43 protein-coding genes are annotated in these 26707 nt (G+C 43.0%); 3 read left to right on the plus strand and 40 right to left on the minus strand.

Annotated features, from left to right (window positions below; all coding sequences use genetic code 11):
* Window positions 1-136 precede the first annotated feature (136 nt).
* Window positions 137-796 carry a beta-phosphoglucomutase gene (gene pgmB, locus BN1067_RS03955; protein ID WP_053217582.1) on the minus strand — a complete coding sequence of 220 codons (660 nt, stop codon included), beginning with the start codon at window positions 794-796 and terminating at the stop codon, window positions 137-139.
* A gap of 74 nt (window positions 797-870) precedes the next feature.
* Entirely contained in the window at window positions 871-1077 is a 207-nt protein-coding gene (locus tag BN1067_RS03960; protein ID WP_053217583.1) for a hypothetical protein, read from the minus strand.
* Window positions 1078-1251: 174 nt separating this feature from the next.
* On the opposite strand from BN1067_RS03960, the gene pdaB reads away from it, so the two are divergent.
* Entirely contained in the window at window positions 1252-2010 is a 759-nt protein-coding gene (gene pdaB / locus BN1067_RS03965) for a polysaccharide deacetylase family sporulation protein PdaB (protein WP_053217584.1), read from the plus strand.
* A 60-nt stretch (window positions 2011-2070) separates the two neighbouring features.
* Here pdaB and BN1067_RS03970 read toward each other — a convergent pair whose 3' ends face one another.
* Window positions 2071-2751 (minus strand): KinB-signaling pathway activation protein, encoded by a 681-nt coding sequence (locus BN1067_RS03970; protein ID WP_053217585.1) that lies wholly within the window; start codon window positions 2749-2751, stop codon window positions 2071-2073.
* A gap of 142 nt (window positions 2752-2893) precedes the next feature.
* Here BN1067_RS03970 and gerD point away from each other — a divergent pair, with 142 nt between their 5' ends.
* Window positions 2894-3559 (plus strand): spore germination lipoprotein GerD, encoded by a 666-nt coding sequence (gene gerD / locus BN1067_RS03975; RefSeq protein ID WP_234400613.1) that lies wholly within the window; start codon window positions 2894-2896, stop codon window positions 3557-3559.
* A gap of 58 nt (window positions 3560-3617) precedes the next feature.
* On the opposite strand, the gene BN1067_RS03980 is transcribed toward gerD, so the two are convergent.
* Together BN1067_RS03980 and cwlD are read right to left on the minus strand one after the other, a co-directional pair.
* A complete protein-coding gene (locus BN1067_RS03980; RefSeq protein WP_053217586.1) occupies window positions 3618-4673 on the minus strand; it encodes an Mrp/NBP35 family ATP-binding protein in 1056 nt (351 codons plus the stop codon).
* A 107-nt stretch (window positions 4674-4780) separates the two neighbouring features.
* Complete coding sequence (gene cwlD, locus BN1067_RS03985) at window positions 4781-5497, minus strand: N-acetylmuramoyl-L-alanine amidase CwlD (RefSeq protein WP_053217587.1); 717 nt, start codon at window positions 5495-5497, stop codon at window positions 4781-4783.
* 462 nt (window positions 5498-5959) lie between these two features.
* Here cwlD and BN1067_RS03990 point away from each other — a divergent pair, with 462 nt between their 5' ends.
* Complete coding sequence (locus tag BN1067_RS03990; RefSeq protein ID WP_053217588.1) at window positions 5960-6328, plus strand: hypothetical protein; 369 nt, start codon at window positions 5960-5962, stop codon at window positions 6326-6328.
* 964 nt (window positions 6329-7292) lie between these two features.
* Here the strand turns inward: BN1067_RS03990 and rpsI are convergent.
* The 35 genes from rpsI to rplC form a co-directional block, all read right to left on the minus strand.
* Window positions 7293-7685: a 30S ribosomal protein S9 gene (gene rpsI / locus BN1067_RS04000; protein WP_053217590.1), complete on the minus strand. Its 393-nt coding sequence runs from the start codon at window positions 7683-7685 to the stop codon at window positions 7293-7295.
* A 20-nt stretch (window positions 7686-7705) separates the two neighbouring features.
* Window positions 7706-8143: a 50S ribosomal protein L13 gene (gene rplM, locus BN1067_RS04005; RefSeq protein ID WP_026569074.1), complete on the minus strand. Its 438-nt coding sequence runs from the start codon at window positions 8141-8143 to the stop codon at window positions 7706-7708.
* Window positions 8144-8417: 274 nt separating this feature from the next.
* Window positions 8418-9170: a tRNA pseudouridine(38-40) synthase TruA gene (gene truA, locus BN1067_RS04010; protein WP_053217591.1), complete on the minus strand. Its 753-nt coding sequence runs from the start codon at window positions 9168-9170 to the stop codon at window positions 8418-8420.
* Between the two features lie 20 nt (window positions 9171-9190).
* The gene (locus BN1067_RS04015; protein ID WP_053217592.1) at window positions 9191-9988 is read right to left on the minus strand and encodes an energy-coupling factor transporter transmembrane component T family protein; all 798 of its coding nucleotides are present in this window, start codon (window positions 9986-9988) and stop codon (window positions 9191-9193) included.
* Entirely contained in the window at window positions 9981-10853 is an 873-nt protein-coding gene (locus BN1067_RS04020; protein WP_053217593.1) for an energy-coupling factor ABC transporter ATP-binding protein, read from the minus strand. The genes BN1067_RS04015 and BN1067_RS04020 overlap by 8 nt, the downstream gene beginning before the upstream one ends.
* A complete protein-coding gene (locus BN1067_RS04025; RefSeq protein ID WP_053217594.1) occupies window positions 10829-11668 on the minus strand; it encodes an energy-coupling factor ABC transporter ATP-binding protein in 840 nt (279 codons plus the stop codon). Before BN1067_RS04025 ends, BN1067_RS04020 begins: the two co-directional genes overlap by 25 nt.
* Window positions 11669-12160: 492 nt before the next feature.
* The gene (gene rplQ / locus BN1067_RS04035) at window positions 12161-12514 is read right to left on the minus strand and encodes a 50S ribosomal protein L17 (RefSeq protein WP_053217595.1); all 354 of its coding nucleotides are present in this window, start codon (window positions 12512-12514) and stop codon (window positions 12161-12163) included.
* 45 nt (window positions 12515-12559) lie between these two features.
* Window positions 12560-13504 (minus strand): DNA-directed RNA polymerase subunit alpha, encoded by a 945-nt coding sequence (locus tag BN1067_RS04040; protein WP_053217596.1) that lies wholly within the window; start codon window positions 13502-13504, stop codon window positions 12560-12562.
* Between the two features lie 229 nt (window positions 13505-13733).
* Entirely contained in the window at window positions 13734-14123 is a 390-nt protein-coding gene (gene rpsK / locus BN1067_RS04045; protein WP_053217597.1) for a 30S ribosomal protein S11, read from the minus strand.
* 22 nt (window positions 14124-14145) lie between these two features.
* The gene (gene rpsM, locus BN1067_RS04050; RefSeq protein WP_053217598.1) at window positions 14146-14511 is read right to left on the minus strand and encodes a 30S ribosomal protein S13; all 366 of its coding nucleotides are present in this window, start codon (window positions 14509-14511) and stop codon (window positions 14146-14148) included.
* A 23-nt stretch (window positions 14512-14534) separates the two neighbouring features.
* On the minus strand, window positions 14535-14648 hold the full coding sequence (gene rpmJ / locus BN1067_RS04055; RefSeq protein WP_003156543.1) for a 50S ribosomal protein L36: 114 nt from the start codon (window positions 14646-14648) through the stop codon (window positions 14535-14537).
* A gap of 29 nt (window positions 14649-14677) precedes the next feature.
* On the minus strand, window positions 14678-14896 hold the full coding sequence (infA, locus tag BN1067_RS04060) for a translation initiation factor IF-1 (protein WP_003464670.1): 219 nt from the start codon (window positions 14894-14896) through the stop codon (window positions 14678-14680).
* The gene (locus BN1067_RS04065) at window positions 14874-15209 is read right to left on the minus strand and encodes a KOW domain-containing RNA-binding protein (protein WP_053217599.1); all 336 of its coding nucleotides are present in this window, start codon (window positions 15207-15209) and stop codon (window positions 14874-14876) included. Before BN1067_RS04065 ends, infA begins: the two co-directional genes overlap by 23 nt.
* 620 nt (window positions 15210-15829) lie before the next feature.
* Window positions 15830-16483 (minus strand): adenylate kinase, encoded by a 654-nt coding sequence (locus BN1067_RS04075; RefSeq protein ID WP_053217600.1) that lies wholly within the window; start codon window positions 16481-16483, stop codon window positions 15830-15832.
* Window positions 16484-16574: 91 nt separating this feature from the next.
* A complete protein-coding gene (secY, locus tag BN1067_RS04080; RefSeq protein ID WP_053217601.1) occupies window positions 16575-17870 on the minus strand; it encodes a preprotein translocase subunit SecY in 1296 nt (431 codons plus the stop codon).
* Complete coding sequence (gene rplO, locus BN1067_RS04085) at window positions 17870-18307, minus strand: 50S ribosomal protein L15 (RefSeq protein ID WP_053217602.1); 438 nt, start codon at window positions 18305-18307, stop codon at window positions 17870-17872. The genes secY and rplO overlap by 1 nt, the downstream gene beginning before the upstream one ends.
* A gap of 31 nt (window positions 18308-18338) precedes the next feature.
* Window positions 18339-18521 (minus strand): 50S ribosomal protein L30, encoded by a 183-nt coding sequence (gene rpmD / locus BN1067_RS04090; protein WP_053217603.1) that lies wholly within the window; start codon window positions 18519-18521, stop codon window positions 18339-18341.
* Window positions 18522-18534: 13 nt separating this feature from the next.
* Window positions 18535-19038 carry a 30S ribosomal protein S5 gene (gene rpsE, locus BN1067_RS04095; protein ID WP_110943296.1) on the minus strand — a complete coding sequence of 168 codons (504 nt, stop codon included), beginning with the start codon at window positions 19036-19038 and terminating at the stop codon, window positions 18535-18537.
* A gap of 21 nt (window positions 19039-19059) precedes the next feature.
* On the minus strand, window positions 19060-19422 hold the full coding sequence (gene rplR / locus BN1067_RS04100; RefSeq protein WP_053217605.1) for a 50S ribosomal protein L18: 363 nt from the start codon (window positions 19420-19422) through the stop codon (window positions 19060-19062).
* A 32-nt stretch (window positions 19423-19454) separates the two neighbouring features.
* Window positions 19455-19991 carry a 50S ribosomal protein L6 gene (rplF, locus tag BN1067_RS04105; protein ID WP_053217606.1) on the minus strand — a complete coding sequence of 179 codons (537 nt, stop codon included), beginning with the start codon at window positions 19989-19991 and terminating at the stop codon, window positions 19455-19457.
* Between the two features lie 30 nt (window positions 19992-20021).
* A complete protein-coding gene (rpsH, locus tag BN1067_RS04110) occupies window positions 20022-20420 on the minus strand; it encodes a 30S ribosomal protein S8 (RefSeq protein ID WP_053217607.1) in 399 nt (132 codons plus the stop codon).
* A 29-nt stretch (window positions 20421-20449) separates the two neighbouring features.
* The gene (locus BN1067_RS04115; protein WP_053217608.1) at window positions 20450-20635 is read right to left on the minus strand and encodes a type Z 30S ribosomal protein S14; all 186 of its coding nucleotides are present in this window, start codon (window positions 20633-20635) and stop codon (window positions 20450-20452) included.
* Window positions 20636-20665: 30 nt separating this feature from the next.
* Window positions 20666-21205 carry a 50S ribosomal protein L5 gene (gene rplE / locus BN1067_RS04120; protein WP_053217609.1) on the minus strand — a complete coding sequence of 180 codons (540 nt, stop codon included), beginning with the start codon at window positions 21203-21205 and terminating at the stop codon, window positions 20666-20668.
* Window positions 21206-21231: 26 nt separating this feature from the next.
* Window positions 21232-21543: a 50S ribosomal protein L24 gene (gene rplX / locus BN1067_RS04125; protein ID WP_053217610.1), complete on the minus strand. Its 312-nt coding sequence runs from the start codon at window positions 21541-21543 to the stop codon at window positions 21232-21234.
* Window positions 21544-21577: 34 nt separating this feature from the next.
* Window positions 21578-21946, minus strand: coding sequence for a 50S ribosomal protein L14 (rplN, locus tag BN1067_RS04130; RefSeq protein ID WP_053217611.1), 369 nt, complete (start codon window positions 21944-21946; stop codon window positions 21578-21580).
* 42 nt (window positions 21947-21988) lie between these two features.
* Complete coding sequence (rpsQ, locus tag BN1067_RS04135) at window positions 21989-22252, minus strand: 30S ribosomal protein S17 (RefSeq protein ID WP_053217612.1); 264 nt, start codon at window positions 22250-22252, stop codon at window positions 21989-21991.
* A gap of 26 nt (window positions 22253-22278) precedes the next feature.
* Entirely contained in the window at window positions 22279-22479 is a 201-nt protein-coding gene (rpmC, locus tag BN1067_RS04140; RefSeq protein WP_017473656.1) for a 50S ribosomal protein L29, read from the minus strand.
* Complete coding sequence (gene rplP / locus BN1067_RS04145; RefSeq protein WP_053217613.1) at window positions 22469-22903, minus strand: 50S ribosomal protein L16; 435 nt, start codon at window positions 22901-22903, stop codon at window positions 22469-22471. Before rplP ends, rpmC begins: the two co-directional genes overlap by 11 nt.
* A 17-nt stretch (window positions 22904-22920) precedes the next feature.
* Entirely contained in the window at window positions 22921-23562 is a 642-nt protein-coding gene (gene rpsC, locus BN1067_RS04150) for a 30S ribosomal protein S3 (RefSeq protein WP_026569050.1), read from the minus strand.
* 3 nt (window positions 23563-23565) lie between these two features.
* Entirely contained in the window at window positions 23566-23907 is a 342-nt protein-coding gene (gene rplV / locus BN1067_RS04155) for a 50S ribosomal protein L22 (protein WP_026569049.1), read from the minus strand.
* An 18-nt stretch (window positions 23908-23925) separates the two neighbouring features.
* Window positions 23926-24204: a 30S ribosomal protein S19 gene (rpsS, locus tag BN1067_RS04160; protein WP_026569048.1), complete on the minus strand. Its 279-nt coding sequence runs from the start codon at window positions 24202-24204 to the stop codon at window positions 23926-23928.
* Window positions 24205-24261: 57 nt separating this feature from the next.
* On the minus strand, window positions 24262-25092 hold the full coding sequence (gene rplB / locus BN1067_RS04165) for a 50S ribosomal protein L2 (RefSeq protein ID WP_053217614.1): 831 nt from the start codon (window positions 25090-25092) through the stop codon (window positions 24262-24264).
* A 31-nt stretch (window positions 25093-25123) separates the two neighbouring features.
* On the minus strand, window positions 25124-25414 hold the full coding sequence (gene rplW / locus BN1067_RS04170; protein WP_053217615.1) for a 50S ribosomal protein L23: 291 nt from the start codon (window positions 25412-25414) through the stop codon (window positions 25124-25126).
* On the minus strand, window positions 25414-26037 hold the full coding sequence (gene rplD, locus BN1067_RS04175) for a 50S ribosomal protein L4 (RefSeq protein ID WP_053217616.1): 624 nt from the start codon (window positions 26035-26037) through the stop codon (window positions 25414-25416). The genes rplW and rplD overlap by 1 nt, the downstream gene beginning before the upstream one ends.
* A 24-nt stretch (window positions 26038-26061) precedes the next feature.
* The gene (gene rplC / locus BN1067_RS04180; RefSeq protein WP_053217617.1) at window positions 26062-26691 is read right to left on the minus strand and encodes a 50S ribosomal protein L3; all 630 of its coding nucleotides are present in this window, start codon (window positions 26689-26691) and stop codon (window positions 26062-26064) included.
* Window positions 26692-26707: the final 16 nt, after the last annotated feature.

The raw sequence follows: 26707 nt of genomic DNA on the forward strand, positions 1-26707 counted from the left end.
ATTAATTAGCGCTCACTTGCAACAAGAAATAATATACCACATCGTAAATCGTTTATCAATAGAAAATTTAATGGAATGTAAAACGGATTAAAAACCAGTGGATGCAAAAGGCACTCCCGCCACAACGAAAGTTCCTTTATTGTTCCCTGATTCTCTGAATCAAATCATCCCATGTCAACTGACTAGTATCCGCGATTACCCAATCTGCTTGGGATAGGAATTCCTTACTCCCGACGCCTACAGCATACATTCCCGCTGATTTGATAGCTTGTACACCGGAACCAGCATCCTCAATGCCTACACAATGAGACGGCGGTACATCAAGCTGATCCGCTGCTGTCAAAAAAACCTCTGGGTCAGGTTTCCCTTTTTCCACTTTGGCGGCATCTACTACTGTATCAAGTAAATCTGTCACCTGTAGTCGTTCAATGACCGTTTGGGCATTTTTACTGGCGGAAGCCAATCCCGTTTTTATACCTGCCCGTTTTACTTCTTTCATAAAGGACTCTACACCTGGCAATAAATCTTTGGGACTGATTTTTTGAATCAATTCTTGGTAATGTTCATTTTTCTTAGCCGCTAATAATTGTTTTTCTTCTTCAGAAAACGGTTCGTTGCCTTGCTGTAGAATTAATTCCAGAGAGTCCATTCGGCTCAAACCTTTTAACTGTTCATTAAATGAACGATCAAAAGGTATATGAAGTTCATCCGCTAAAGCTTTCCATGCCATAAAATGATATTCAGCTGTATCGGTAATCACACCGTCCAAATCATAAATGACTGCATCGATTTTCATCCTGCCATCTCCTTTGCGATAATATCCTTTACATTGAATATACCACAGAGAGTATGGATGTTAAGCGTCCCCATTCAGTTCAATATGTATTTTCTACACTCTTTATCCTCAGCCACTTTACGGAACAGCCGGAACAAAATCCGATAACGCTCCTTCATCGCCCGCCTGACGAGAGGATCAATGCGCTTATCCTGCATATCCAGTATCAGTTCCTCCAGTTCCCGCTTTATTAAATATTCCATTTCTTTTCGCTCTCTTTCATCCACCAACATCCCTAACATGTCATCACCCCATTAACCTGAAATGTTCTACTATGATACCCGCCTTGGACTTTTTTATAATTGGCACATCATACACGAAACATTCTGAAAGCTAAACAGAGGGTTATTCGTAATTCGGTTCATGATTAGACCATGTCCATCATAAAATAAAGCAAGTCCTAAAGGAGGGGAGTAATGGAACATTTTTACGTCATGAAAGCAAGTCGATGGAAGCGCTGGGCCTTCATCGTAGTTGCTGCACTTTTTTCTGCATTTATCATATGGGTGGACAATGAGAGTAGTCTGTCGGTTTTTTCTACGAAAGACAGTCCGGCCGCCTTAAGCAAAGGAAGCGATCAGGATCCCAATATCGCCCTGACCTTTAATATTAGCTGGGGAAATGAGAAAGTCGAACCGATCCTAGAACAATTAAATAAACACGGGGCCAAAGCCACCTTTTTCTTAAGTGGTGAATGGGCAGAACGACATCCGGAGATTGTTGACCAGATCGCAGAAAAACATGAGATCGGCATGCTCGGCTATCGCTATAAAAGTTACTTGAAGCAGGAGAAGGAACAAGTAAGAAAGGACTTGATTTACGCTAAGGAAGTGTTCCGAAAACTCGGTTATCCCGAAACCAGGCTGCTTCGTACACCAAGCGGTCATTTTGACAAAGAAATCCTCAAAATGGCCGAAGAACTTGGATTCCAGGTAATTCAATGGAATGTAAACCCGCACGATTGGCAAAATCCCGGGCAACAAGCCATCATTGATGAAGTCATGAAAAATACCACTAACGGGGACATCATTCTGTTCCATGCTTCGGACTCCGTAAAACAAACGCCTGGAGCATTGAAAACACTGCTGCCCGGTTTAAAAAACAAAGGGTTTGAATACGTCACGATTTCGGAATTGATTTCACGTATTGAAACAAAGTCAAAAACAATCGAGTGACCATGAAAAGAGCGTCATGTCTCGAACATCCTGTGCACCTTAAACAAAAAAAGCAAACGCCTATTTTTTGCGCTTGCTTTTTTGTTTTTTATTTTGTTTGGATGATTTACCTGGTTTGGCTGCTGACGTTAATTCCTTCCCTTCCGCTGCAGCTTCTTGATTCGTCATACGGTGAAGCAATAATAATTGATAAGTGTTACATAATAACAAAGGGATGATCATCAACCATTCGTAATCACTACCGGTCGACCGCAGACCAGGGACCCATTCAATGGAAGTAACCACGAACATAAAAAACAAGGCTGGAATAAACGCCTTCGAATTTGTTTCTTTTGCTTTGATTTTTGCTATTAGCCAACTGTAACCAAACAACACGGCGGCTATCAGAAGATAAATAAGTATGGAAGTATCTCCATCTGCTGACTTGTAGCGGAAGTAAATCAAATCAAACAATGTAAAGAGGATTAGTACAACTTGAATTGGCACCCATAATCCTCTAAACATCCCGAGGCCAAATTGATTGATGGTCAAATAAGCAAAGAACCCCATCTGACTAAGCAAACTGAACACCAGGCCCAGTGCGGTGAAAAATATTACTAATCCCAATAGTTCAAAAAGATCAACCGGCTGAAGATATTCCCAATAAGATCCGGCTTTTACGAAAAAGCTGGTAAACAGGGTGGAAACAGCTCCGACCAGCAAAGTAGTCAAAAACATGCGAACCCAATTTCTACTGTTCACTCGATATCCTCCTAATCAACTTATACCTTGTCCCTTAGGTATTTTATCATGAATCCCCCGTTTTTTCTTCAGCAATACATATTTTTTCTGTTCCGATCCATATTAAAACCAAGTGAGTGCAAATAAAAGGAGTTGATCCTGTGTGTTTAAACTCATGCCACAATTATTATTATGGACGTCTCTTCTCCTATTGACCTCATGTGGTGGCGGAAACACCACCAGCGGAGAAGAGGGGAACTACGATACAACCAAGAAAATGGTTGCAGATATATTGAAGACAGATGAAGGGAAACAGGCAATCACTGAAGTACTTTCCGAAAAGGATATGCAAAAAACCTATGTCATTGAAGGGGATACAGTAAAAGAGTCTGTTCAGAAAGCCTTGACCTCAGAAGAAGGGAAAAAATACTGGACCAAAATGTTTGACGATCCAAAATTTGTTGAGTCCTTTTCCAAAACCCTTCAGGACCAGCATAAAGATGTACTGAAAGGCTTAATGAGCGATTCCGCATTTCAAAAACAAATGATTGAATTATTTCAAAACCCGGAAATGACGGAACAGATGGTAAGTGCAATGAAAAGCCAGCAATTCCGTGAACACTTGGAAAAAACCATCCAGGAAACCATGGACTCCCCGATGTTTAAAGCTCAAATGAGCGAAATTATCCTAAAGGCTGCTGAAGAAATGAAACCATCCCAAGGGTCCCAACAAAACCAGGGCGGTGGCGGTAGCCAAGATGGTCAGCAAGGCGCTGGTCAGGGACAGGGTGGCGGTAATGGTGGCGGCGGAGGGGGAGCAGGAGGTTGATTTCCCTTCCACCAAACAAAAAGAGCAGTCCTGACCAGGACTGCTCTTTCCCTTTGTGTTATTCAAAATTATCAATAACCTTAGCGGCAAGTTTACGGTATTCCTTGCCGTTTGGATGATCTTCCTGGTAAACAGAAGGAGCAAATACATCCTCTTCTTCATAAGGCTGTTGTAATGGCAACTGACCGATGACTTTTGTCTTTAAGTACTCAGCCAGTTTCTTTCCGCCGCCTTTTCCAAAGACATATTCTTTTTCTCCGGTTGTTTTACTTTCAAAGTAGGCCATGTTTTCCACGATTCCGATGATCTCGTGCTCCGTTTGCATAGCCATCTGGCCGGCTCTTGCTGCTACAAACGCCGCAGTAGGATGCGGAGTCGTCACAATGATTTCCTTCGAGGAAGGCAGCATAGAATGGACATCCAGGGCGACATCCCCTGTTCCTGGAGGCAAATCAAGCAGTAGATAATCCAGGTCTCCCCACTCCACTTCTTTGAAGAAGCTTGTCAGCATTTTTCCCAGCATCGGTCCACGCCAAATAATCGGGGAATTGTCTTCCACGAAAAATCCCATCGATACCAGTTTCACGCCAAACCGCTCGACAGGGATGATTTTCTCCCCTCTGACAACCGGGCGTTCTTCAACCCCCATCATATCCGGAACACTGAATCCATATATATCTGCATCAATGATCCCGACTTTTTTGCCAAGTCTCGCCAAGGCCACAGCGAGATTCACAGTTACGGTAGACTTTCCGACGCCGCCTTTACCGCTGGCTATCGCGATAAACTTCGTATTGGAATTGGCACCTAAAAGAGAGTTTGAATCCTCTTGTTCGGATGCCGGCTGATAGGTTGCAATCACCTCGTCGGGAAGCTGCTCAAACCGAAGCCCGACGGTGTTTGCACCCGCTTTCTTTAATACGTTGACGATTTCCTGCTGGAGCTGCATTTGTTCGGCGGTATTCGTTTTGGCAATTGCTAACTTTACGCTGACATGCTTCTTTTCTTCCTTAATGCGAACCTCGATTACTCCGCCAGTCTTCTCAAACGGTGTATGTAAAAACGGGTCTTCTATTGGATTCAATAATTCTAAAACCTGCTCTTGGGTAAGCAAATTGTGTCACCATCCTTTAATCGCTGTCCTTTTCTTCACAGTGCTAGTATAACATATCTGACCGGAATACTAAGTGATACGATTTTGGAAGGACCTGTACGGAATGTTTACTTATCCATATCCTCTTCCGTGGCAAAACGGAGAATCCCTTCGTAAATGCTGGCCGCCATTTTGCCTTGGTAATCATCGGTCTTTAACAGTTCCCGCTCATGGACATTCGATAAAAATCCGATCTCGACAAGCGCACCGGGAGCTTCGGCATGCTTCAATAAATACATGCTTTTCAACCCAAGTGCCTCCCTTGTGGTATTTTCGAGATTCCGTTTGATTTCGTCCTGAATTAATGTTGCCAAACGCTCATTATCTTCATTTGAAGGATAAAAAAAGGTTTGTGCACCAGACCATTGAGTAGCCGGGAGTGCATTTAGATGAATGCTGACGAAAAAATCCGCTTCTTTATCTTTAATAAACTGCACACGGTTCCGAATATCTTCTGATTTTCTTCGTGACAAGCCTCTTGTTTCCTTTGAAGCCAAATCCTCATCTTTCTCTCTTGTCAAGAACACAAGGGCTCCTGCCTGCTGTAAGTAATTCTGCAATTTCTTTGCTACTCGCAGGGCAATCTCTTTTTCCTGCGTATCGTCGCTTCCTTCCGCTCCTCCATCTGGTCCGCCATGACCGGGATCCAGCACAATCACTTTTCCTGACAGTGGTAAAGCCCACGAATCCCATGAATCGGTTGATTGTTGAATCGGATATTGGATCAACAGCACTAAAAGGACTACGCCCAACATCCATACCGCTGCTTTTATGTACGTTTTCATTCTCCCGGCCTCCTAAACTTCTTCCTGTTGTCCACTATATGGGACAAGGAGTGGGATTATGACAGGTTTTACGAGCATAAACAGAGAGCAGCAGTGGAAAGACCAAAAAATGACCCCCACTCAAAATGGTTGAGAGTCTTCGTTTTGTCGAAAGCTTAACGCTTCGAGAATGGTGGTGCACGACGAGCGCCTTTAAGTTTCTTTCCGTTTTAGTTTAACTTGGCATTGAATGTTGAAAGATTCGGTATAATCTGCTTATTGTTTAGATACAAGATATCCACTTATAATGGAGGGAGCACAGATTTCCATTAATCGGCAATCTAAAATATCTTACTAGAAGGCTCTGTAAATGTTTAATGACATGAGGATGCTCTACCCCCCTGTAGATAGAATTTTTCACATGTGAGGGTATATTTACATTATCTCTTATAGAGCCAAGTTCCTATAGGAGGGTAATAAATCATGAAAAAGTATATTGTTATAGGTGTCATTCTATTTGCTAGTGTATTGACATTGCTAGCCATTAACTTTAATAGTAATGAAACAATATATATTAAGATGCAAGATACTGTTCAGGATCATACCGAAGACAGTAGTTCCTATGAGAAGAGGACTGAAGAGTGGGCTGCAGAGAAATTGTTTAGATACTTGGAGAAGCAAAATCATCCTTCCAACAATTTTGAGCTTCATTTAGAAGAAAAAGAACAAGAAAAAGACAGCTATGTTATGCAAGCATATAACGTAGTTGGAGAAGATGATTCTCAATCAAAAGAAAAAATAGGCTTGTACACTGTAAGTAAAAGTACTGGTGAAATAACCTCACTTAATTAAATGAGTCACTCATCTAGGAAAAGCTCTTATTTGAACTTGGAGTGACTTAAATAAAACGCCCAGGCTGCCATTACTCTGAATTTTATAGGAGTCTGGCAGTTTATTTTGAAAATGGCCGCATCTTCAATTTATCAATTATGATTCTCGGTCCGTTTTTAAAAAAAATTGGTTACTAACCCAAAGTATAGTTGAACAATAAATGAATATTAATGCCATATCTAAATAACTATCTATAAATAACAAGGCGAGTAATAAAGAAAACACTACGCATATTAAGTAATTCACAGTTTTACCTACATTTAGTTTTTGTGTCAAAAAATCAATCGCAATTGTCAATACCGAGCCTAAAATAAGGAATCCTATGATATATAAACCTGTAACAAGGAAGATACTAAAACTTTGCTCGAATCTTATATACGTCAACATCCCTATTGTTATGGTTAAAATTAAGAAAGCAACCAATAACAAATTTATCCTATCTGTAATTTTCATCATGTATGTCACCTCACGAATAAAATCTAAACGGATTCGATGAAACCAGAAACCTACTAAAAATTATCGGTATGCCGCTTCAGCCTGACGGGATGAACAAATACTATCGGTTGGTCTATCGCCATGGAAAAATCCCTCTTCTGTCATCGGACCATTTCAGTCCTATTAAAAAGCAGAAATTGATATTAAATATAGAAGGCAGATTCCTATAGTTCACTTGACTCCTAACAATATTGTGATTACAAAATGGTACTACATAAAACGTAAAACACCTATTAGTCAGAACCCCAACAGTATACATTGCCTGGGTCTCAGGAACATAGAGATACTGGTGACCCTTAGCCTCTTCCCTCTTTACAGTCTATAATCAATTAAAACATAAAAGAGAGAGTCAATTCCAAATTTGAACATGAAATAGCCCTCTCTGCTCGATAAGAGCAAAGAGGGCCAACCCTTGGTATATAAGGTTTTATTAACGCTTCGAGAATTGTGGTGCACGACGAGCGCCTTTAAGACCGTATTTCTTACGTTCTTTCATGCGGGAGTCGCGAGTAAGGTAGCCTTCTCTTTTAAGAGCAGAACGGTATTCTGGATCTGCTTCAAGTAAGGCACGGGCTACACCGTGGCGGATTGCTCCAGCTTGGCCGGTAAATCCTCCACCGTCTACGTTTACTAATACATCGTAGCTTCCTTCTGTTTCTGTAGCAGCTAAAGGCTGCTTAATGATTGTACGAAGTGTTTCGTATGGGAAATAGCTTTCAGCGTCACGATTATTTACAACGATACGTCCAGTTCCTGGTACCAAACGTACGCGTGCAGTTGAGCTTTTACGGCGTCCGGTGCCGTAGTATTGTACTTGTGCCACTATCGTTTACCTCCTTTGAATTATCCGCGAAGCTGGTATGCTTCAGGTTTTTGTGCTTGATGATTATGATCCGGGCCACGGAATACGTGCAATTTCTTACCCATTTTACGGCCAAGGCTGCCTTTTGGAAGCATTCCTTTTACAGTAAGTTCGAGCATTTGCTCAGGGTATTTCGTACGCATTTCGTTAGCATTACGCTGCTTCAAACCACCTGGGTGGTTAGAGTGACGGTAATACATTTTATCGTTTAACTTGTTACCAGTAAGTTCGATTTTTTCAGCGTTTACGATGATTACGTGATCACCAGTGTCAGCATGCGGTGTGTATGTTGGTTTGTGCTTGCCACGAAGAATAGCAGCAACTTCACTTGCCAAACGTCCAAGCGTTTGTCCTTCAGCATCCACAACAAGCCACTTGCGTTCAATATTATTTTCATTCGCCATGAAAGTTGTGCGCATGATCAGTTACCTCCTGAATTTCAATTTCCATAATCTTTTATCTAACTTCGACTTCCCATACCCACATGATTTAGAACAAGATTGCTGTACAGTGCAGCTGTCTGTTCTCCACATCATAAGGATTGGGCAGATTGCGTATTTCATCTATTCTACACGAATTAACTTTCCGGGGCTAATCGTGGTATAGAAATAAAATGCCATTAATCATACTATAACAATTAAGCTTGAATGTCAAGGAAATGTTACACTAGGAGCCGTTGTTTTGCAGCAAGTTTTATTGATCGTCCCGATAAGTGACGTTCCAAAGAAACAAGCCTTGGGGAGGCGCGGTTTCTCCTGCTTCCTTCCGGTCCTCGGCAGCAATCACCTCCGGGATAGAGCCGGCGCTTCTTTTCCCTTTGCCAATTTCCAGCAGTGTTCCCACTAAAATTCGAACCATATTATATAAAAATCCGCTTCCTTTAAAAGAAAAGACGATCATGTCTCCTTCTCTGTGGCAGGTTGCTTGATAGATTGTACGGATTTTATCTCCTTGCAAGTCTGTTTTAGCTGAGCAGAAAGAAGAAAAATCATGCCTGCCTTCTAACAAGGCACAAGCTTTCTGCATTGCTTCCACATCGATTTCACCTCGATTGCGCCAGCAAAAATGACGTTGAAATACATCGTTGTCCTCTGCATTCAAAACAAAATACCGATACTCTTTTTCCCTCACATCATAGCGCGAGTGAAACGTATCATGAACTTTAACAGTCTGTGTCACTTGCACATCATCAGGCAGTAAAGCATTCAATGCTTTTTTCCAATTTGCTTCCGGCATTTGTATATCCGTGTCAAAGTGGATGACCTGGCCTTTTGCATGGACACCGGCATCCGTCCTCCCAGAGGCTACTACTCTGACTAATTTTCCTTTATGCATTTTGCCCAGCGCTTTTTCTATTTCTTCCTGAACAGTACGTCCATTTGGCTGGATTTGATATCCGGAGAAATTCGTACCATCATAGCTAATAACACATTTTATCCGTCCCACTATCTTCTAAACCCACTTTCCTAGTCACGTATGATAAATAACAAAAGCACCACCAAAGCAAATAGGGTGTACACGATGATGTCCAATCGTCCGGTTTTTAATTCCCGCAGTTTCGTCCTGCCTTCCCCGCCTTGATAGCCTCTTGCTTCCATAGCCATCGCTAATTCTTCCGCACGTTTAAACGCACTAATGAACAAGGGAACTAACAATGGCACTACTGCCTGAATCCGCTCCTTAGCTGTTCCAGTCCGGAAATCCACCCCTCTGGAGGCCTGTGCTTTAGAGATTTTCTCAGTTTCCTGCATTAAGGTAGGAATGAATCGCAGGGAAATCGACATCATTAGCGCCAGCTCATGGACAGGAAACTTTATTTTTTTCAAAGGTTGCAGAAGGCTCTCTATCGCGTCGGTTATTTCAATCGGAGTAGTCGTGAGTGTTAATAGCGAGGTCACCATGATCAGCAGGAAAAACCGCAACGATATTGCAGCCCCCTGAGCAACCGCTCCTGAATAAACAGGATAGGAAAAAACACGGAAGAGTACATCCCCTTCCTTTGTTACAATTAAATGCAAGAGGAATGTAAAGACAATCAAAAACCATACAGGGGTCAGTCCCTTAAGTATATAAGAAAAATGAATCCTGGTTATCAGCGCGCTTAACAGGGAGAACACTGTCAGTAATCCATAGCTCCAAATCGAATTGGCGAAAAATACGACAATCACAAATAGAAAAATGACAATCATCTTTGTCCGTGGATCTAACCGATGAACAATAGAGTCACCTGGAACATATTGACCAATAATGAAGGCATTATTCATTTTGGTTCTCCCCTTTCACGATCGAAGCTAATTCCTCTGCCAATTCCTCGATTGTCTGCCCATGATAGGAGAGATCCACTTGGAATCTATCTTTGGCTTTCATGATGAACTGGATGACTTCCGGTACATCCAGCTGTACCCGCTGGAGAGCCTCTTTTCGTGTGAACACTTCTTCAGGTTTTCCTTCCAGATACTTTTCCCCATTATTCAAAATGATGACATGGTCGGCATATGCTAATGCGTCTTCCATACTGTGTGTCACTAGTATTGTCGTTAAACCTTTTTGCTTATGAAGCTGGTAGAACATATCCATCATTTCTTTTTGTCCCCGGGGGTCCAGTCCTGCAGTGGGCTCGTCCAAAACAAGCAGCTCTGGCTGAACAGCCAGCACACCTGCTATCGCCACTCTTCTCATCTGCCCCCCGCTCAGTTCAAAAGGAGAACGGCCAAGCAGCTCATCTGGTAACTGAACAGCTTGCAAGGATTGCCTGACACGCTTTTCGACTTCCTCCCGATTGACACCAAAGTTTAACGGTCCAAAGGCAATATCTTTGTAAACCGTTTCTTCAAACAATTGGTGCTCAGGATATTGGAAAACAATCCCGACTCTGCTCCTGAGATCCTTGATTCTCTTTAGTTTTGCTTCTGGATGCAGTTGATAAGTACCGATGTTTACGACACCCGCTGTAGGCTTTAACAAGCCGTTCAAGTGTTGAATCAACGTCGATTTTCCTGACCCTGTATGACCGATGACGGCAGTGAATGATCCTGAAGGAATCTCCATATCAAGCTCTTTAAGGGCTTTGTGTTCAAACGGTGTATTAGGTTGATAGGTGTAACTTACCTGTTTAAATGAAATCTCCATAGTTCCTCCAACAGCTCGTCGTGATTCAATGGTTCTGAATCCATGAATATCCCCCGCTCCGTGAGTTCGGCAGCTAGCTTCGTAACAAAAGGTATATCGAGTCCGATTGTTTTCAGATCATCTCGTTTGGCAAAAACATTTTTTGGAGGAGCCTCCATCCATACTTTTCCCTCATTCATCACCAACACACGATCTGCACGCGTGACTTCTTTCAAGTCGTGGGTAATGGTGATCAGTGAAACATCATCTTGTTCTTTGACAGCTATCACCGTGTTCATGATTTCCTTTCTGCCATTCGGATCAAGCATTGCAGTAGCTTCATCTAAAATGATAATCTGCGGGGAGACGGCTAGAACACCCGCTATTGCAATCCGCTGCTTTTGCCCGCCCGACAATCGATGTGGTTCATGTAACTCGTAATCTTCCATTCGAACGGCTGCAAGGCTGTCCTTTAAGCGGCTGATCATTTCTTCTCTGGGAATACCCCGATTCTCTAAACCAAACGCGACATCATCCCGGACGGTGGTGCCAACAAACTGGTTGTCCGGATTTTGAAACACCATACCAACTTGCTTTCGAACATCCCAAATGGTTTCTTCATTCACTTCCAGGTTATTTATCAGGACTTTTCCCTTTTGCGGAAACAATAGACCATTCATCAGTTTTGCAATCGTCGATTTCCCTGATCCATTGTGGCCGATTACTGCTACCCATTCCGCACTATTAATTTCAAAAGAAACATCCCGCAGCACCCACGGCAGGTCTTCTCCATACCGAAACCAAACATGTTCAAATTTCATGACATTCTTCCCCAAGATGATTCCCCCTTTGGCAGTTCGACAATATTTCCCCGGAAATATCACCAATTTGTCGAATCCACTCAAATAGACACAGCAAACATTAATATAAATAGAAAAGCGCAGGCGACTTGTTCACCCCTGACCAGCTTAAGACAAGTCTTGTCGTGGCGGTTTTTGCCACATAGAGGATTGGCTTAAGATCTCGAGGGGGGTAGACGCCTGAGCTGGACAAAGACAAGCGCAGGCGCCCCTGTTTAAAGGAATACAGACTGAATGCGCCACGTCCTGTAGCAACGCCTGCATGACCCACATCGTGTAGGCCTCCGACCAGCTTACGGCAAGACTTGTCGTGGCGGTTTTTGCCACATAAAGGATTGGCTTAAGACCTCGAGGGGGCCGGTGTTGCCAGTATTACGCTAGACTTTTAAATGATAGTAAAACAAAAAAGGGCCGGGATTCACCTCATGGAAGAGATTCTGTCCTGCCCTTCAAGCAATTGCTTTTAAATTAAACCAACTCGATAATCGCCATTTCTGCACCGTCACCACGACGCGGTCCCAATTTAAGGACACGTGTGTAACCGCCTTGACGCTCTTCATAGCGTGCAGCGATATCAGAGAATAGTTTTTGGATGGCATCTTCGTTTTCGTTTGCTTCTGCATTGTATAGGAATGATGCAGCTTGACGACGTGCGTGAAGATCGCCGCGCTTTCCAAGCGTAATCATTTTTTCAACAACAGAACGAAGTTCCTTTGCCTTCGCCTCAGTAGTTTCTAATCGTTCATGAATAATCAAGTCTGTGGCAAGGTTGCGAAGTAGTGCCATACGTACATCAGTTGTACGACCTAGTTTTCTAGCCATGGATTATCCCTCCCTTTTTCGGAATTTCTAAAGGTGTCTATTCAATTAATCTTCTTTGCGTAAGCCTAGACCAAGATCCTCTAGTTTATGTTTTACTTCTTCTAATGATTTGCGGCCAAGATTACGAACTTTCATCATATCTTCTTCCGACTTATGAGCAAGCTCTTGTACCGTATTGATTCCGGCACGCTTTAGGCAATTGTAGGAACGGACGGATAGATCCAATTCTTCGATTGTCATTTCCAGTACTTTTTCTTTTTGATCTTCTTCTTTCTCGATCATAATTTCAGCACTTTGCGCTTCATCTGTAAGTCCTACGAAAATATTCAGATGTTCCGTGTAAATCTTAGCACCCAATGAAACAGCCTCTTCAGGTCGTATGCTTCCATCAGTCCAAACATCCAACGTCAGTTTATCGAAGTTAGTGATCTGGCCGACACGTGTATTTTCCACTTGGTAAGTCACACGTTCCACCGGAGTGAAAATCGAGTCAACCGGAATGACGCCGATTGGCAAATCTTCGTGATTATTTGCCTCTGCTGGACGATATCCGCGGCCGCGTTCAGCTGCAATCTTCATGCGCAAATGAGCATTTTCGCCCAACGTAGCAATATGAAGATCCGGGTTCAATACTTCCACATCACTGTCATAAGTGATGTCGGCAGCTGTAACTTTTCCTTCTCCCTGAACATCGATTTCCAATGTTTTTTCTTCATCGGAATAGATTTTAAGAGCCAGCTTTTTCAAATTCAAAATAATGGTTGTCACGTCTTCTACTACTCCATCGATCGTAGAAAACTCATGAAGCACTCCATCGATTTGAATTGATGTCACAGCAGCGCCAGGAAGTGAGGATAAAAGGATACGACGCAAGGAGTTTCCTAGTGTAGTTCCATATCCACGTTCAAGCGGTTCTACGACGAACTTGCCAAAGGTAGCGTCATCGCTCACCTCGACCGTTTCAATCTTTGGCTTTTCAATCTCAATCATTAATTAAACCCTCCTTCAAAACGTCGAAACCCCGGTTAGACGTTATCGGTCTAACCGAAATTCCCCAGGTAGGCAGTTACCGTTCTCTGCACTATGCAACTTCGTATGCTGTTCTGTCATTTGCGATGCTGTAGGGCATCCAGATTAGACCGTCGATCTAGTCTGGTATCCTGCATTTTTAGCTATCATAACCCATTATAGACAGGGTGACAAATTATATACGGATAAATTAAACACGACGACGTTTTGGTGGGCGGCAGCCATTGTGAGGAACTGGCGTTACGTCACGAATAGCTGTAACTTCTAAACCTGCTGCTTGAAGTGAACGGATTGCTGCTTCACGTCCAGCACCAGGACCCTTAACTGTTACTTCCAAAGTTTTTAAACCGTGCTCCATACCTGCTTTTGCAGCAGCTTCAGCAGCCATTTGGGCAGCAAAAGGAGTAGATTTACGGGAACCTTTGAAACCAAGAGCGCCAGCGCTGCTCCAGCTTACAACGTTACCTTGAACATCAGTGATGGTTACAATGGTGTTGTTGAAAGTCGAACGGATATGAGCCACACCACTGTCAATATTCTTTTTCACACGACGTTTCCGTGTATTTGTTTTACGTGCCATTGATTAACTAACCTCCTTTAGCTTATTTTCTCTTGTTAGCAATTGTACGACGCGGGCCTTTACGAGTACGAGAGTTGTTTTTCGTTCTTTGTCCACGCAATGGAAGCCCTCTGCGGTGGCGAATACCACGATAAGAACCGATTTCGATCAAGCGTTTGATGTTTAGGGATACTTCTCGGCGAAGGTCACCCTCAACAGTGAACCGTTCTACTGCTTGACGGATTCTTGCCTGCTCATCTTCGGTTAAATCACGAACTCGTGTATCTTCTGAAACTCCAGCTTCTTTCAGTACTTCTTTTGCAGTTGTTTTTCCAATACCATAGATATAGGTAAGAGAAATGACTACACGTTTATCACGCGGAATATCAATACCAGCAATACGTGCCATTAGATACGTGCACCTCCTTCAAATTAGCCTTGTTTTTGTTTATGCTTAGGGTTTTCACAGATTACCATGACTTTGCCTTTTCTGCGAATGACTTTACATTTTTCACAAATTGGTTTTACAGATGGTCTTACCTTCATCATCCATACCTCCTTTTGGATCGGAGCATTTATTTATAACGGTACGTGATACGTCCTCTTGTTAAATCATATGGGGAAAGCTCAACCGTCACTTTATCTCCAGGCAGAATCCGGATGAAATGCATACGAATCTTGCCAGAGACATGAGCTAAAACAGTATGACCGTTTTCTAATTCAACTTTGAACATCGCATTAGGCAACGTGTCAGTAACGGTTCCTTCCACTTCAATTGCATCGTCTTTCGCCATCGAGTTGATCTCCCTTCTTCAAATCAGTCACTACTTCATTGACAAATTTTGATAGAGCGAAACGCAGCTTACCATTTGTTACGCGACCAGTTTCTAGAAGGCTGTTCTGGACTTCTGGAGAGATGTAATCCATTAACTCAATATGATGCAAATTCTTCTTCTTCGGCCGATCATATTTTCTTTTCTCTCCATCAGCAAGCAAGACAAACCGATCATCAAGCATTTGAATGACGATCGCATATTGACCTGCTTCCCGTCCTCGTGCAATACGAACAACTTGACCTATTCGCGGACTCGACTCTGAATCACTCAACCACAATCACCTTCACTTAGGCTTTTGTTAATATTAGAAAACCTTCTTTTGCAATGGCAAAAGTATGTTCAAAGCAAACACACATTTTACCACTTTGGGTGACAACTGTCCAATCATCTGCAAGAGATTGATACTCCCTCCTGCATCGCCATCATCTCCATGGCGAGGACCATGCCTTGATCGGCATGCGATATATTTGAAAGGCGGACACCTGGCTTTGCCTATTTCATACCTTTGTATAAGACAACTTTGTTACCAGTAGCAGATTGTTCATATCTCTATCGACTGGATCGACAGGATACATCCAAGCCGAATCGCCATGATAGGATGTTTGTTTCCCAGTCCCCATACACGTTCAAGTATGGAACTGTTTAACGGGTTCCGGGTTATCCGGAGTTCCATGCACAAGCTCGACACTAACTGATGCGCAAATTCTCCCGCGAAACCATTATACCTTGTATGCACTGGAATTGCATCACCCTGCCGAATGTCCTTTTCAGCAATATTATCCAACTCCGGCTTCGATATACTCGGTTTAATGAAATTCAGCGATAGGGTGTGCCTTCAGAAAGAATAACTGCCGGCAGCATCTCACCTTTTCACAGGATTTATTGCCAATATCATTTAGAAAGGTTCTGCAGCTTATCATCAATTTCCTGGAAGACCAAGTCGATATCCTGGGCTCCATTGACTTTCGCGAGATAACCTTTTTGCTCATAATAATCAAGCATAGGCTGTGTTTGTTCTACGTTAACTTCCAGACGTTTTTTAACCGTTTCTGGTTTATCGTCATCCCTTTGAATCAATTCTGTACCATCGCGATCACAAATCCCCTCTGTTTCAGGAGGATTGAATTGCACATGGTATGTTGCTCCACAGGTCGGACAAATCCTTCTACCAGTTAACCGCTCGATAAGTTGTTCTTTTGGCACCTCTACGTGTAACACATAGTCGAGGGTTTTCCCCATATCTGCCAAAAGATTTTCCAAAGCCTCTGCCTGGGCAATGGTTCTCGGAAAACCGTCTAACAGGAAGCCCTTTTGGCTGTCATCTTTGCTTAGCCGCTCACGGACAATACCAATGGTAACCTCGTCAGGGACAAGCTCCCCTTGATCCATATAAGATTTTGCTTGCTTACCGAGCTCCGTTCCTTCTTTAATAGCTAAACGGAACATATCTCCTGTTGAGATATGAGGGATTTGATATTTATCAACTATTTTTTCTGCCTGTGTCCCTTTGCCGGCACCTGGCAGTCCCATAAGGATTAAATTCAATGACTTTCCCCTCGCTCTCATTTCTTCTAAAGAAACTCGGTTTGCTGTCATGCTAAACATGCAAGGCGTAAGCAAGGACAGCATGACCGGTTCACTTGATAAAGCCTTTATAGTGGCGTTTGACAAGCTGGCTCTCTAGTTGTTTCATCGTCTGCAAGGCAACTCCTACAACAATCAAGAGGCTTGTTCCGCCAATTTGCACTGCCTGCGGCAGATTAGCAAGCCTGCCCAATACTAATGGAAGTACAGATACGGCTGCTAAAAACAAAGCTCCTACAAAAGTAAGTCGATACATCACGCGGGTCAAATACGTTTCGGTATTTTTTCCCGGGCGTATACCAGGGACATATCCGCCTTGTTTTTTCAGGTTTTCAGCCATTTGTTCAGGGTTCACTTGAACAAATGTATAGAAATAAGTGAAGGCAATGATTAAGGCTACGTAAATCACCATTCCTATTGGCTGTGTATAGTCAAAGATTGATTGGATCGTTCCCGCCATGCCATCTGTTCCAAAGAATCCGGCAATGGTTCTCGGTGCCATGATAAAGGATATGGCAAAGATGACCGGGATTACTCCAGCAGCATTCACTTTTAACGGTAAATGCGTAGAATGTCCCCCAACCGGTGAACGATTCACTAAACGTTTGGCATATTGAATCGGAATTTTACGCAATGCCTGCTGGATAAAAATTACCCCGACAACCACAGCTAAAACAACCAACACAATTAAGGCGACAATTACAATGTTAAGAAACAGATCATTGCCGACATCTCCGCCAAAATACTGTTCAAAAATTTGGTTAACACCGTTTGGTATTGCCGCAACAATACCAGCGAAAATGATGATCGAAATCCCATTTCCTACGCCGTGGGCTGTGATTTGTTCTCCAAGCCACATAAGAAAGGCAGTTCCACTTGTTAAAACAAGCGCGATGACTGCAAACTTCCCAAATCCAGGATCTGCAATCAATGTGCCTCTGGTCATCGCGTTGAAGCCGACAGACATGGCTGCAGCCTGAATTAAAGCAAGAATGATTGTTCCATATCTCGTAAACTGGGCGAGCTTCTTGCGCCCAACTTCACCTTGCTTTTTCCATTCGGTAAACTTTGGTACAACATCCATTTGTAACAACTGCATGATAATCGAAGCGGTGATATAAGGCATGATCCCCATTGCGAAAATGGAGAAGTTTTGCAATGCCCCACCGCCGAACGTGTTTAGAAAACCAAACACGCTTTGTTCGTTCATAAAGTCGATAGCATCACGGTCGGTAAAAGGTACAGGAATAAAGGTACCAATCCGAAAAACGATCAGCATCAACAAGGTGAATACGATTTTCTGACGAATGTCACCCACGCGCACAAAATTGGAGATTGTACGGAACATTAAATCACCTCAGTTTGACCGCCCGCTGCTTCGATAGCATCTTTCGCTGAAGCAGAGAACTTATGAGCTTTTACGGTAAGTTTCTTTTCAATAGTACCATTTCCAAGAACTTTAATGCCGGCTTTTAGCTTGCTGACAACACCAGTTTCAAGTAAAAGCTCAGGTGTAACTTCTGTACCTTCATCAAATTGGTTAAGTGTATCCAGATTTACGATCGCAAACTCTTTACGGTGAATGTTGGTAAATCCGCGCTTAGGCAGACGTTGGAACAACGGCATTTGACCGCCTTCGAAACCAGGACGAGTACCGCCGCCTGAACGAGCTTTCTGTCCTTTATGTCCGCGCCCAGCTGTTTTTCCATTACCTGAAGACATTCCTCGACCTACACGATTACGTTTTTTGCGAGCTTCTGCTGGCTTCAATTCATGAAGTTTCATGCGAGCACCTCCTCTTTGCGCTTTTCGTTAATTATACTTCTTTTACCGATACTAAGTGAGATACTTTGTTGATCATGCCTCGAACGGCAGGAGTATCTTCACGGACTACCGATTGACGGATTTTATTCAAGCCAAGTGTTTTGACTGTAGTCTTTTGACCTTCGGTTCTGCCAATAACACTGCGCGTGAGGGTAATTTCTAACTTTTTAGCCATGTGATTTCCCTCCTTATCCTAACAGTTCTTCTACTGACTTACCACGTAGTTTGGCAACATCTTCCGCACGTTTTAATTCGCTCAATCCGTTGATTGTAGCGCGAACCATGTTGATTGGTGTATTAGATCCAAGAGATTTAGAAAGGATATCACCAATACCTGCAAGTTCAAGTACCGCACGGACAGGTCCGCCGGCAATAACTCCGGTACCTTCAGCAGCTGGTTTCATCAAGATGCTTCCTGCGCCAAATCCGCCAGTAATTTCGTGTGGAATAGTTGTACCTACGATTGGTACAGTAATTAGATTTTTCTTCGCATCGTCGATTGCTTTTTTGATTGCATCTGGTACTTCCTGTGCTTTACCAGTACCAAATCCTACATGACCGTTTTTGTCGCCGACAACAACTAGTGCAGCAAAACGGAAACGACGTCCACCTTTTACTACTTTTGCGACACGGTTAATTGTAACTACACGCTCTTCAATATCTAATTTGTTCGGGTCAATGTTAGTACGCAATATTTGTCCCTCCTTTTTCTATTAAAATTCAAGACCTGCTTCACGAGCAGCATCTGCCAATGCTTTTACACGTCCGTGATATAAGTAACCTCCGCGGTCGAATACCACATTTTTGTGTCCATTTTCGATTGCACGATTAGCGAGCAATTCGCCAACTTTTTGAGCAGCTTCTACATTACCTGTTGCTTCCAGGTTAAGATCATTGTCTACTGTAGATGCACTTGCCAAAGTTTTGCTGTTTATATCGTCGATAAGCTGTGCGTAGATGTGCTTATTTGAACGGTAAACGTTCAAACGTGGGCGTTCAGCTGTTCCGAACAAATTTTTACGTACACGAGTGTGACGTTTTTTACGCACAACGTTCTTGTCAGGCTTTGTGATCATCTAGGTCACTCCTTTCTGTTCCCTAACCTACCTTATTTTGCAGTTTTACCTTCTTTACGACGTACATATTCGCCTTCGTAACGGATACCTTTTCCTTTATAAGGTTCAGGCGGACGAATGGCTCTGATGTTAGCCGCTACGGCTCCAACTAATTCTTTATCGATACCTTTAACGGTAACTTTTGTGTTGGCAGGAACATCAATTTCAATTCCTTCACGTGATTCAATTTCCACTGGGTGGGAATAACCTGCATTAATGACTACTTTGTCGCCTTGCTTCGTAGCACGGTAACCTACACCATTAATCTCCAGGCTTTTCTCGTATCCTTTATGGACTCCCTCAACCATATTACCGATCAAGCTGCGGGTAGTGCCATGCAGTGCACGGTGTTCTTTGCTATCGCTAGGACGCTCTACAGTAAGAACGTTGTCCTCGATTTTTACGTTAATGTCCGGGTGGAAAGTGCGGGACAGCTCTCCTTTAGGACCTTTCACTGTTACAGTGTTTTCGTCTAATTTGACTTCCACACCTTCTGGAATTTCCAAAATTTTAAAACCTACACGAGACATTCAAAGCACCTCCTATCTTGTCTGAATAAATTACCAAATATATGCTAGCACTTCGCCGCCAATTGCTTGGGCACGTGCTTCTTTGTCAGATAAAACGCCTTTTGAAGTAGAAACAATTGCGATGCCAAGTCCGTTCAATACCTTTGGAATTTCGTCGGCTTTAGCATAAACGCGCAATCCTGGCTTACTGATTCTTTTCAGACCAGTGATTACTCTTTCTTCGTTTGCGCCGTATTTAAGGAAAATACGTAGCACACCTTGTTTGTTATCTTCGATAAATTCGTAATCGCGTACGAAGCCTTCACGCTTAAGGATGTCTGCAACCTCTTTTTTAAGCTTAGAAGCAGGCACCTCTAGCTTCTCATGGCGTACCATGTTGGCATTACGAATACGAGTAAGCATATCTGCGATTGGATCTGTCATAACCATTATTCATTACCTCCTTCCCTGATCGGGGATTACCAGCTTGCTTTTTTGACACCAGGAATTTGACCTTTATAGGCAAGTTCACGGAAACAAATACGGCAAAGTTTGAATTTGCGCAATACAGAGTGTGGACGTCCGCAGCGTTCGCAACGTGTGTACTCTTGTACTTGGAATTTTTGTTTGCGTTTTTGTTTCGCAATCATTGATTTCTTAGCCACAATTTTCCCTCCTTGTGTTAGCTCAAATGCTTATTTTTGGAAAGGCATGCCAAGCTGAGCTAAAAGTTCACGTGCTTCTTCGTCAGTATTAGAGGTAGTTACGATAACTACGTCCATACCGCGAACTTTATTGACTTTATCGTAATTAATTTCTGGGAAAATCAATTGTTCTTTAATACCAAGCGTATAGTTGCCGCGTCCGTCAAATGCTTTTTTAGAGATACCACGGAAGTCACGTACACGTGGCAATGATACCCCGATAAGCTTTTGAAGGAATTCGTACATACGCTCACCGCGAAGGGTTACTTTAGCGCCGATTGGCATCCCCTCACGCAAACGGAAACCTGCAATTGATTTCTTTGCTTTTGTAACAACTGGCTGTTGACCGGAGATAAGTGCAAGCTCTTCCACTGCGTTATCCAACGCTTTTGTGTTTTGAACTGCATCACCCACACCCATGTTAATCACGATTTTTTCGATTTTAGGTACTTGCATTACTGATTCATAATTAAATTTTTCTGCCAATGAAGGAACGATTTCCTCTTGGTATCTTTTTTTCAATTCGTTCATCGAGTAGCCCTCCTTTCACCGCTGATTTATTTATCTAATGCTTCACCGGATTTTTTAGCGATACGGACTTTCTTGCCATCACGCACTTCATATCCAACGCGAGTTGGTTCGCCGGATTTCGGATCGATCGGCATTACGTTAGAAACATGAATGGATGCTTCCTGGTTAAGAATTCCGCCCTGCGGGTTATCCTGAGAAGGTTTTGCGTGCTTTTTCACGACATTGATGCCTTCCACCAATACACGTTCTTTTTTCGGATAAGCTTCTAGAATAGTGCCTTGCTTGCCGCTATCCTTCCCAGCTATCACCTGAACTTTATCACCTTTTTTAACATGCATGCTGCTGCACCTCCTTACAAGGCTTTTAATTCGCTTATAATACTTCTGGAGCTAGGGAAACGATTTTCATGAATTTAGCATCGCGCAATTCACGTGCAACTGGTCCAAAGATACGAGTACCACGTGGGCTCTTATCTTCACGTACAATTACCGCTGCATTTTCATCAAATCGAATGTAAGAACCGTCTTTACGGCGCACTCCGCTCTTCGAACGGACAATAACAGCACGAACGACATCACCTTTTTTAACAACGCCGCCTGGTGTTGCTTGTTTCACCGTACACACGATTACATCGCCAATATTAGCAGTTTTACGGCCGGAACCGCCCAGAACTTTAATCGCAAGCACTTCACGTGCTCCTGAGTTATCTGCAACTTTTAAACGAGTTTCTTGTTGAATCATACTGCTTGAACCTCCCTTCGGAATCCTTCCGAGCGAACTTTATTAAATAATAACCGCTTCTTCAACAATTTCAACTAGACGGAAACGTTTCGTAGCTGAAAGCGGACGAGTTTCCATGATGCGTACAATGTCGCCGATTTTTGCTTGATTGTTTTCATCATGCACTTTGAATTTTTTCGAGTACTTAACACGTTTTCCATAAAGCTTATGGAATTTGTAGGTTTCGACTAATACAGTAATGGTTTTGTCCATTTTATCTGATACTACACGGCCGTTATAGACCTTACGATTGTTACGTTCACTCATGTGAGGCTAACCTCCTCTCGGGTTTATCAGTTATTAACGCTTAATTCTCTTTCACGTACGACAGTTTTCATACGTGCGATCGATTTACGCACTTCACGAAGACGTGCAGTGTTTTCCAATTGACCTGTAGCTAATTGGAAACGCAAGTTGAATAGCTCTTCTTTTAAAGATTTAACTTTTTGTTCAATTTCGGCAGTGGTTAACTCTCTGATTTCATTAGCCTTCATTGATTTCACCACCAATTTCTTCGCGTTTTACAAATTTCGTTTTGATCGGTAGTTTATGAGAAGCAAGACGCAATGCTTCACGCGCAACTTCTTCTGAAACTCCGGCAATTTCGAACATGATCTTACCAGGCTTTACTACTGCAACCCATCCTTCAGGAGCACCTTTACCGGAACCCATTCGAACCTCTAGAGGCTTAGCAGTATAAGGTTTGTCTGGAAAAATCTTAATCCAAACTTTACCGCCACGTTTCATATAACGAGTCATTGCAATACGAGCAGCCTCGATCTGACGGCTTGTAATCCAAGAAGCTTCTACAGCTTGTAGTCCATATTCACCAAATGCAACAGTCGTACCGCCTTTTGCTTTACCAGTCATGCGGCCGCGGTGTTGTTTACGATATTTTACACGTTTAGGCATTAACATAATGCGTTCCCCCTTCCTTATTGATTGTTTTTAGTTGGAAGGACTTCTCCACGATAGATCCACACTTTGACACCTAGTTTACCATACGTAGTATCTGCTTCTGCAGTACCGTAATCAATGTCAGCGCGAAGTGTGTGAAGTGGTACAGTTCCTTCGCTGTAATGTTCTGCACGGGCAATGTCTGCTCCACCAAGACGACCGGAAACCTGAGTACGGATACCTTTAGCTCCCGCACGCATAGCGCGTTGGATCGTTTGTTTTTGAGCACGACGGAAAGAAATACGGTTTTCCAATTGACGTGCAATATTTTCAGCTACCAATGTAGCATCAAGATCAGCTTTTTTCACTTCAACGATGTTGATGTGAACTCTTTTTCCAGTCAAAGCGTTCAACGATTTACGCAATGCTTCTACTTCAGAACCGCCTTTACCGATAACCATACCTGGCTTCGCAGTTGAAATAGAGATGTTTACGCGGTTGGCTGCACGTTCAATTTCAATACTAGAAACTGCTGCATCCTTCAGACGCTTTTCAATATATTCACGAATTTTAATGTCTTCATGTAACAAGTCTGCATAGTCTTTGCCAGCGTACCATTTGGATTCCCAGTCACGGATGACGCCGACACGAAGTCCTACAGGATTAACTTTTTGACCCACTGATTATCCCTCCTTCTGTTCTGATACAACCACAGTAATATGGCTGGTTCTTTTATTGATTTGGCTAGCACGACCCATAGCACGAGGGCGGAAACGTTTCAGTGTAACACCTTCGTTAACAAATGCTTCAGATACTACCAAATCGTCAGGGTTCATTTCATAATTGTGTTCTGCATTAGCAATAGCTGATTTTAATACCTTCTCTACAACAGGGGATGCACCGCGTTGTGTATGGTTTAAAATCGCAACTGCTTCTCCGACTTTCTTTCCTCGAATTAAATCTACGACTAATCGAACTTTACGAGGAGCAATTCGAACAGATTTCGCAACGGCTTTAGCTTGCATCAAGAGCGCCTCCTCTCATTAGCGTTTTGTTTTCTTGTCATCGCCAGCATGCCCTTTGAACGTGCGGGTTGGCGCGAATTCACCTAATTTATGACCGACCATATCTTCGGTGACATATACCGGTACGTGTTTACGTCCGTCATATACAGCGATTGTATGACCAACAAAGTTAGGGAATATTGTTGAACGACGGGACCAAGTTCTAACAACTTGTTTTTTGTTGTCTTCGTTCAATTTTTCGACTTTTTTCATTAAATGGTCATCTGCGAAAGGTCCTTTTTTTAAGCTGCGACCCATACATAAACCTCCCTTTGCGATTGACAGACGGGGTTTTTGTCCCGCCTTTCAATCCCGTTATTTTTTACGTTTACGAACGATGAATTTATCTGTCGGCTTGTTGCGCTTCCGTGTCTTGTAACCAAGCGTAGGTTTGCCCCAAGGAGACATTGGTGATTTACGACCGATAGGTGCGCGTCCTTCACCACCACCGTGTGGGTGATCGTTAGGGTTCATAACAGAACCACGAACAGTTGGACGGTTGCCTTTCCAGCGAGAGCGTCCAGCTTTACCAACATTGATTAATTCGTGCTCTACGTTTCCTACTTGGCCGATAGTGGCGCGGCAAGTACCTAGTACTAAACGTACTTCTCCAGATACTAAACGTACCAATACATATTTATCTTCACGTCCTAGAATTTGAGCTTGAGCACCTGCAGAACGAGCAAGTTGTCCGCCGCGGCCTGGCTTTAATTCTACGTTATGAATGATCGTACCTACTGGAATGTTTTGCAGTGGAAGCGAGTTGCCCAACTTGATGTCTGCCTCTGGTCCGGAAATGACTTCCGTACCTACAGTCAAGCCTTTAGGTGCAAGAATGTATCGCTTTTCACCGTCAGCATAATTAATCAATGCAATGTTTGCGGAGCGGTTTGGATCATATTCGATTGTAGCAACGCGTCCTGGTATTCCATCTTTGTCACGTTTGAAATCGATGATACGATATTGGCGCTTATGGCCACCGCCCTGATGACGAACAGTTAATCTACCCTGGTTGTTACGTCCGCCACGTTTGTGGAGTGGGCTCAACAGGGATTTTTCTGGCTTGTCAGTTGTGATTTCTGCGAAATCAGAAGTGGACATGCCGCGTCTACCATTTGATGTTGGTTTATACTTTTTAATCGCCATCTTTTTTCCCTCCTTTTTTGATAGGTTTTACTTATACACTTTCAAAGAATTCGAGTTCTTTACTGTCTTCAGTCAATTGCACAACGGCTTTCTTGCGGTTTGGACGGTAACCACCGTAACGACCCATCCGCTTGAATTTACCTTTAAGATTCATGGTGTTGACTTTTTCTACTTTGACACCGAAAATCAATTCAACAGCATCTTTGATCTCTGTTTTATTGGCTTTTGTGTTTACTTCGAACGTATATTTCTTTTCTGCCATCAAGTCTGCAGAGTGTTCAGTAATAATCGGGCGCTTAATAATATCACGTGGATCCTTCATTATGCAAGCACCTCCCCTGCTTTTTCAGCTGCATCTTTCGTCAAGATCAGCTTGTCATGCGTAAGCAAGTCAAGTACGTTAACTTCGCTTACAGTCAAAACCTTTACGTTTGGCAAGTTGTTAGCAGAACGTGCAACAACTTCGTCCTGGTCAGCTGTTACAATCAATGCTTTTCCATCTACATTAAGAGCAGCAAGTACATTTACTACTTCTTTTGTTTTTGGTGCATCGAATGCAAGACTTTCAAGAACAACCAAGCTTTCTTCGTTCACTTTAGAGGAAAGAGCAGATTTAAGCGCCAATCTGCGAACCTTCTTCGGTAGTTTATAGCTATAGCTGCGTGGTGTAGGGCCGAATACAGTTCCGCCGCCTACCCATTGCGGAGAACGGATGGAACCTTGACGAGCACGTCCTGTACCCTTCTGGCGCCATGGTTTACGTCCACCACCGCTTACTTCAGAACGATTTTTTACATCGTGTGTTCCTTGGCGTAAAGAAGCGCGTTGCATAACAACAGCTTCATGTAAAACATGTGTGTTTGGTTCAATTCCAAAAACGGCATCATTAAGTTCCAAATCGCCGACTTGTGATCCGCCTTGGTTATAAAGTGCTACTTTAGGCATGACATATCCTCCCTTCGTTTATGATTAGTTAGCCTTAACTGCACTCGTGATTTTAACGAATGATTTTTTTGCTCCTGGAACGTTACCTTTTACAAGGATAAGGTTGCGCTCGGCATCAACTTTCACAATTTCAAGGTTTTGAAGCGTTACTTGCTCTCCACCCATTTGGCCAGGAAGCTTTTTACCTTTGAATACGTGCATTGGATCAATAGCACCCATTGTACCTGGTCTTCTATGATAACGGGAACCGTGTGTCATTGGTCCGCGGGATTGATTATGACGCTTGATCGCACCTTGGAATCCTTTCCCTTTAGAAGTTCCAGTTACATCAATTTTGTCTCCAGTTTGAAAAATCTCAACACTAACCTCTTGTCCTACTTCATAGTCGTCAAGGTTAGCATCACGGATTTCACGAATGAAGCGCTTAGGGGTTGTGTTTGCTTTTTCAGCATGTCCTTTAGCCGGCTTATTCGCTTTGGCTTCTTTTTGATCAACAACGCCTAGCTGGATCGCTTCATACCCGTCGTTCTCAAGCGTTCTCTTTTGAAGAACTACGTTAGGGTCAGCTTGAATTACCGTTACAGGAGTCAATTCTCCGTCTTCACTAAAAAGTTGAGTCATGCCGATTTTTCGACCTAAGATTCCTTTCGCCATCCGTCACACCTCCTAA

The sequence above is a fragment of the Virgibacillus senegalensis genome (assembly GCF_000821245.2).
Taxonomy (GTDB): domain Bacteria; phylum Bacillota; class Bacilli; order Bacillales; family Amphibacillaceae; genus Sediminibacillus; species Sediminibacillus senegalensis.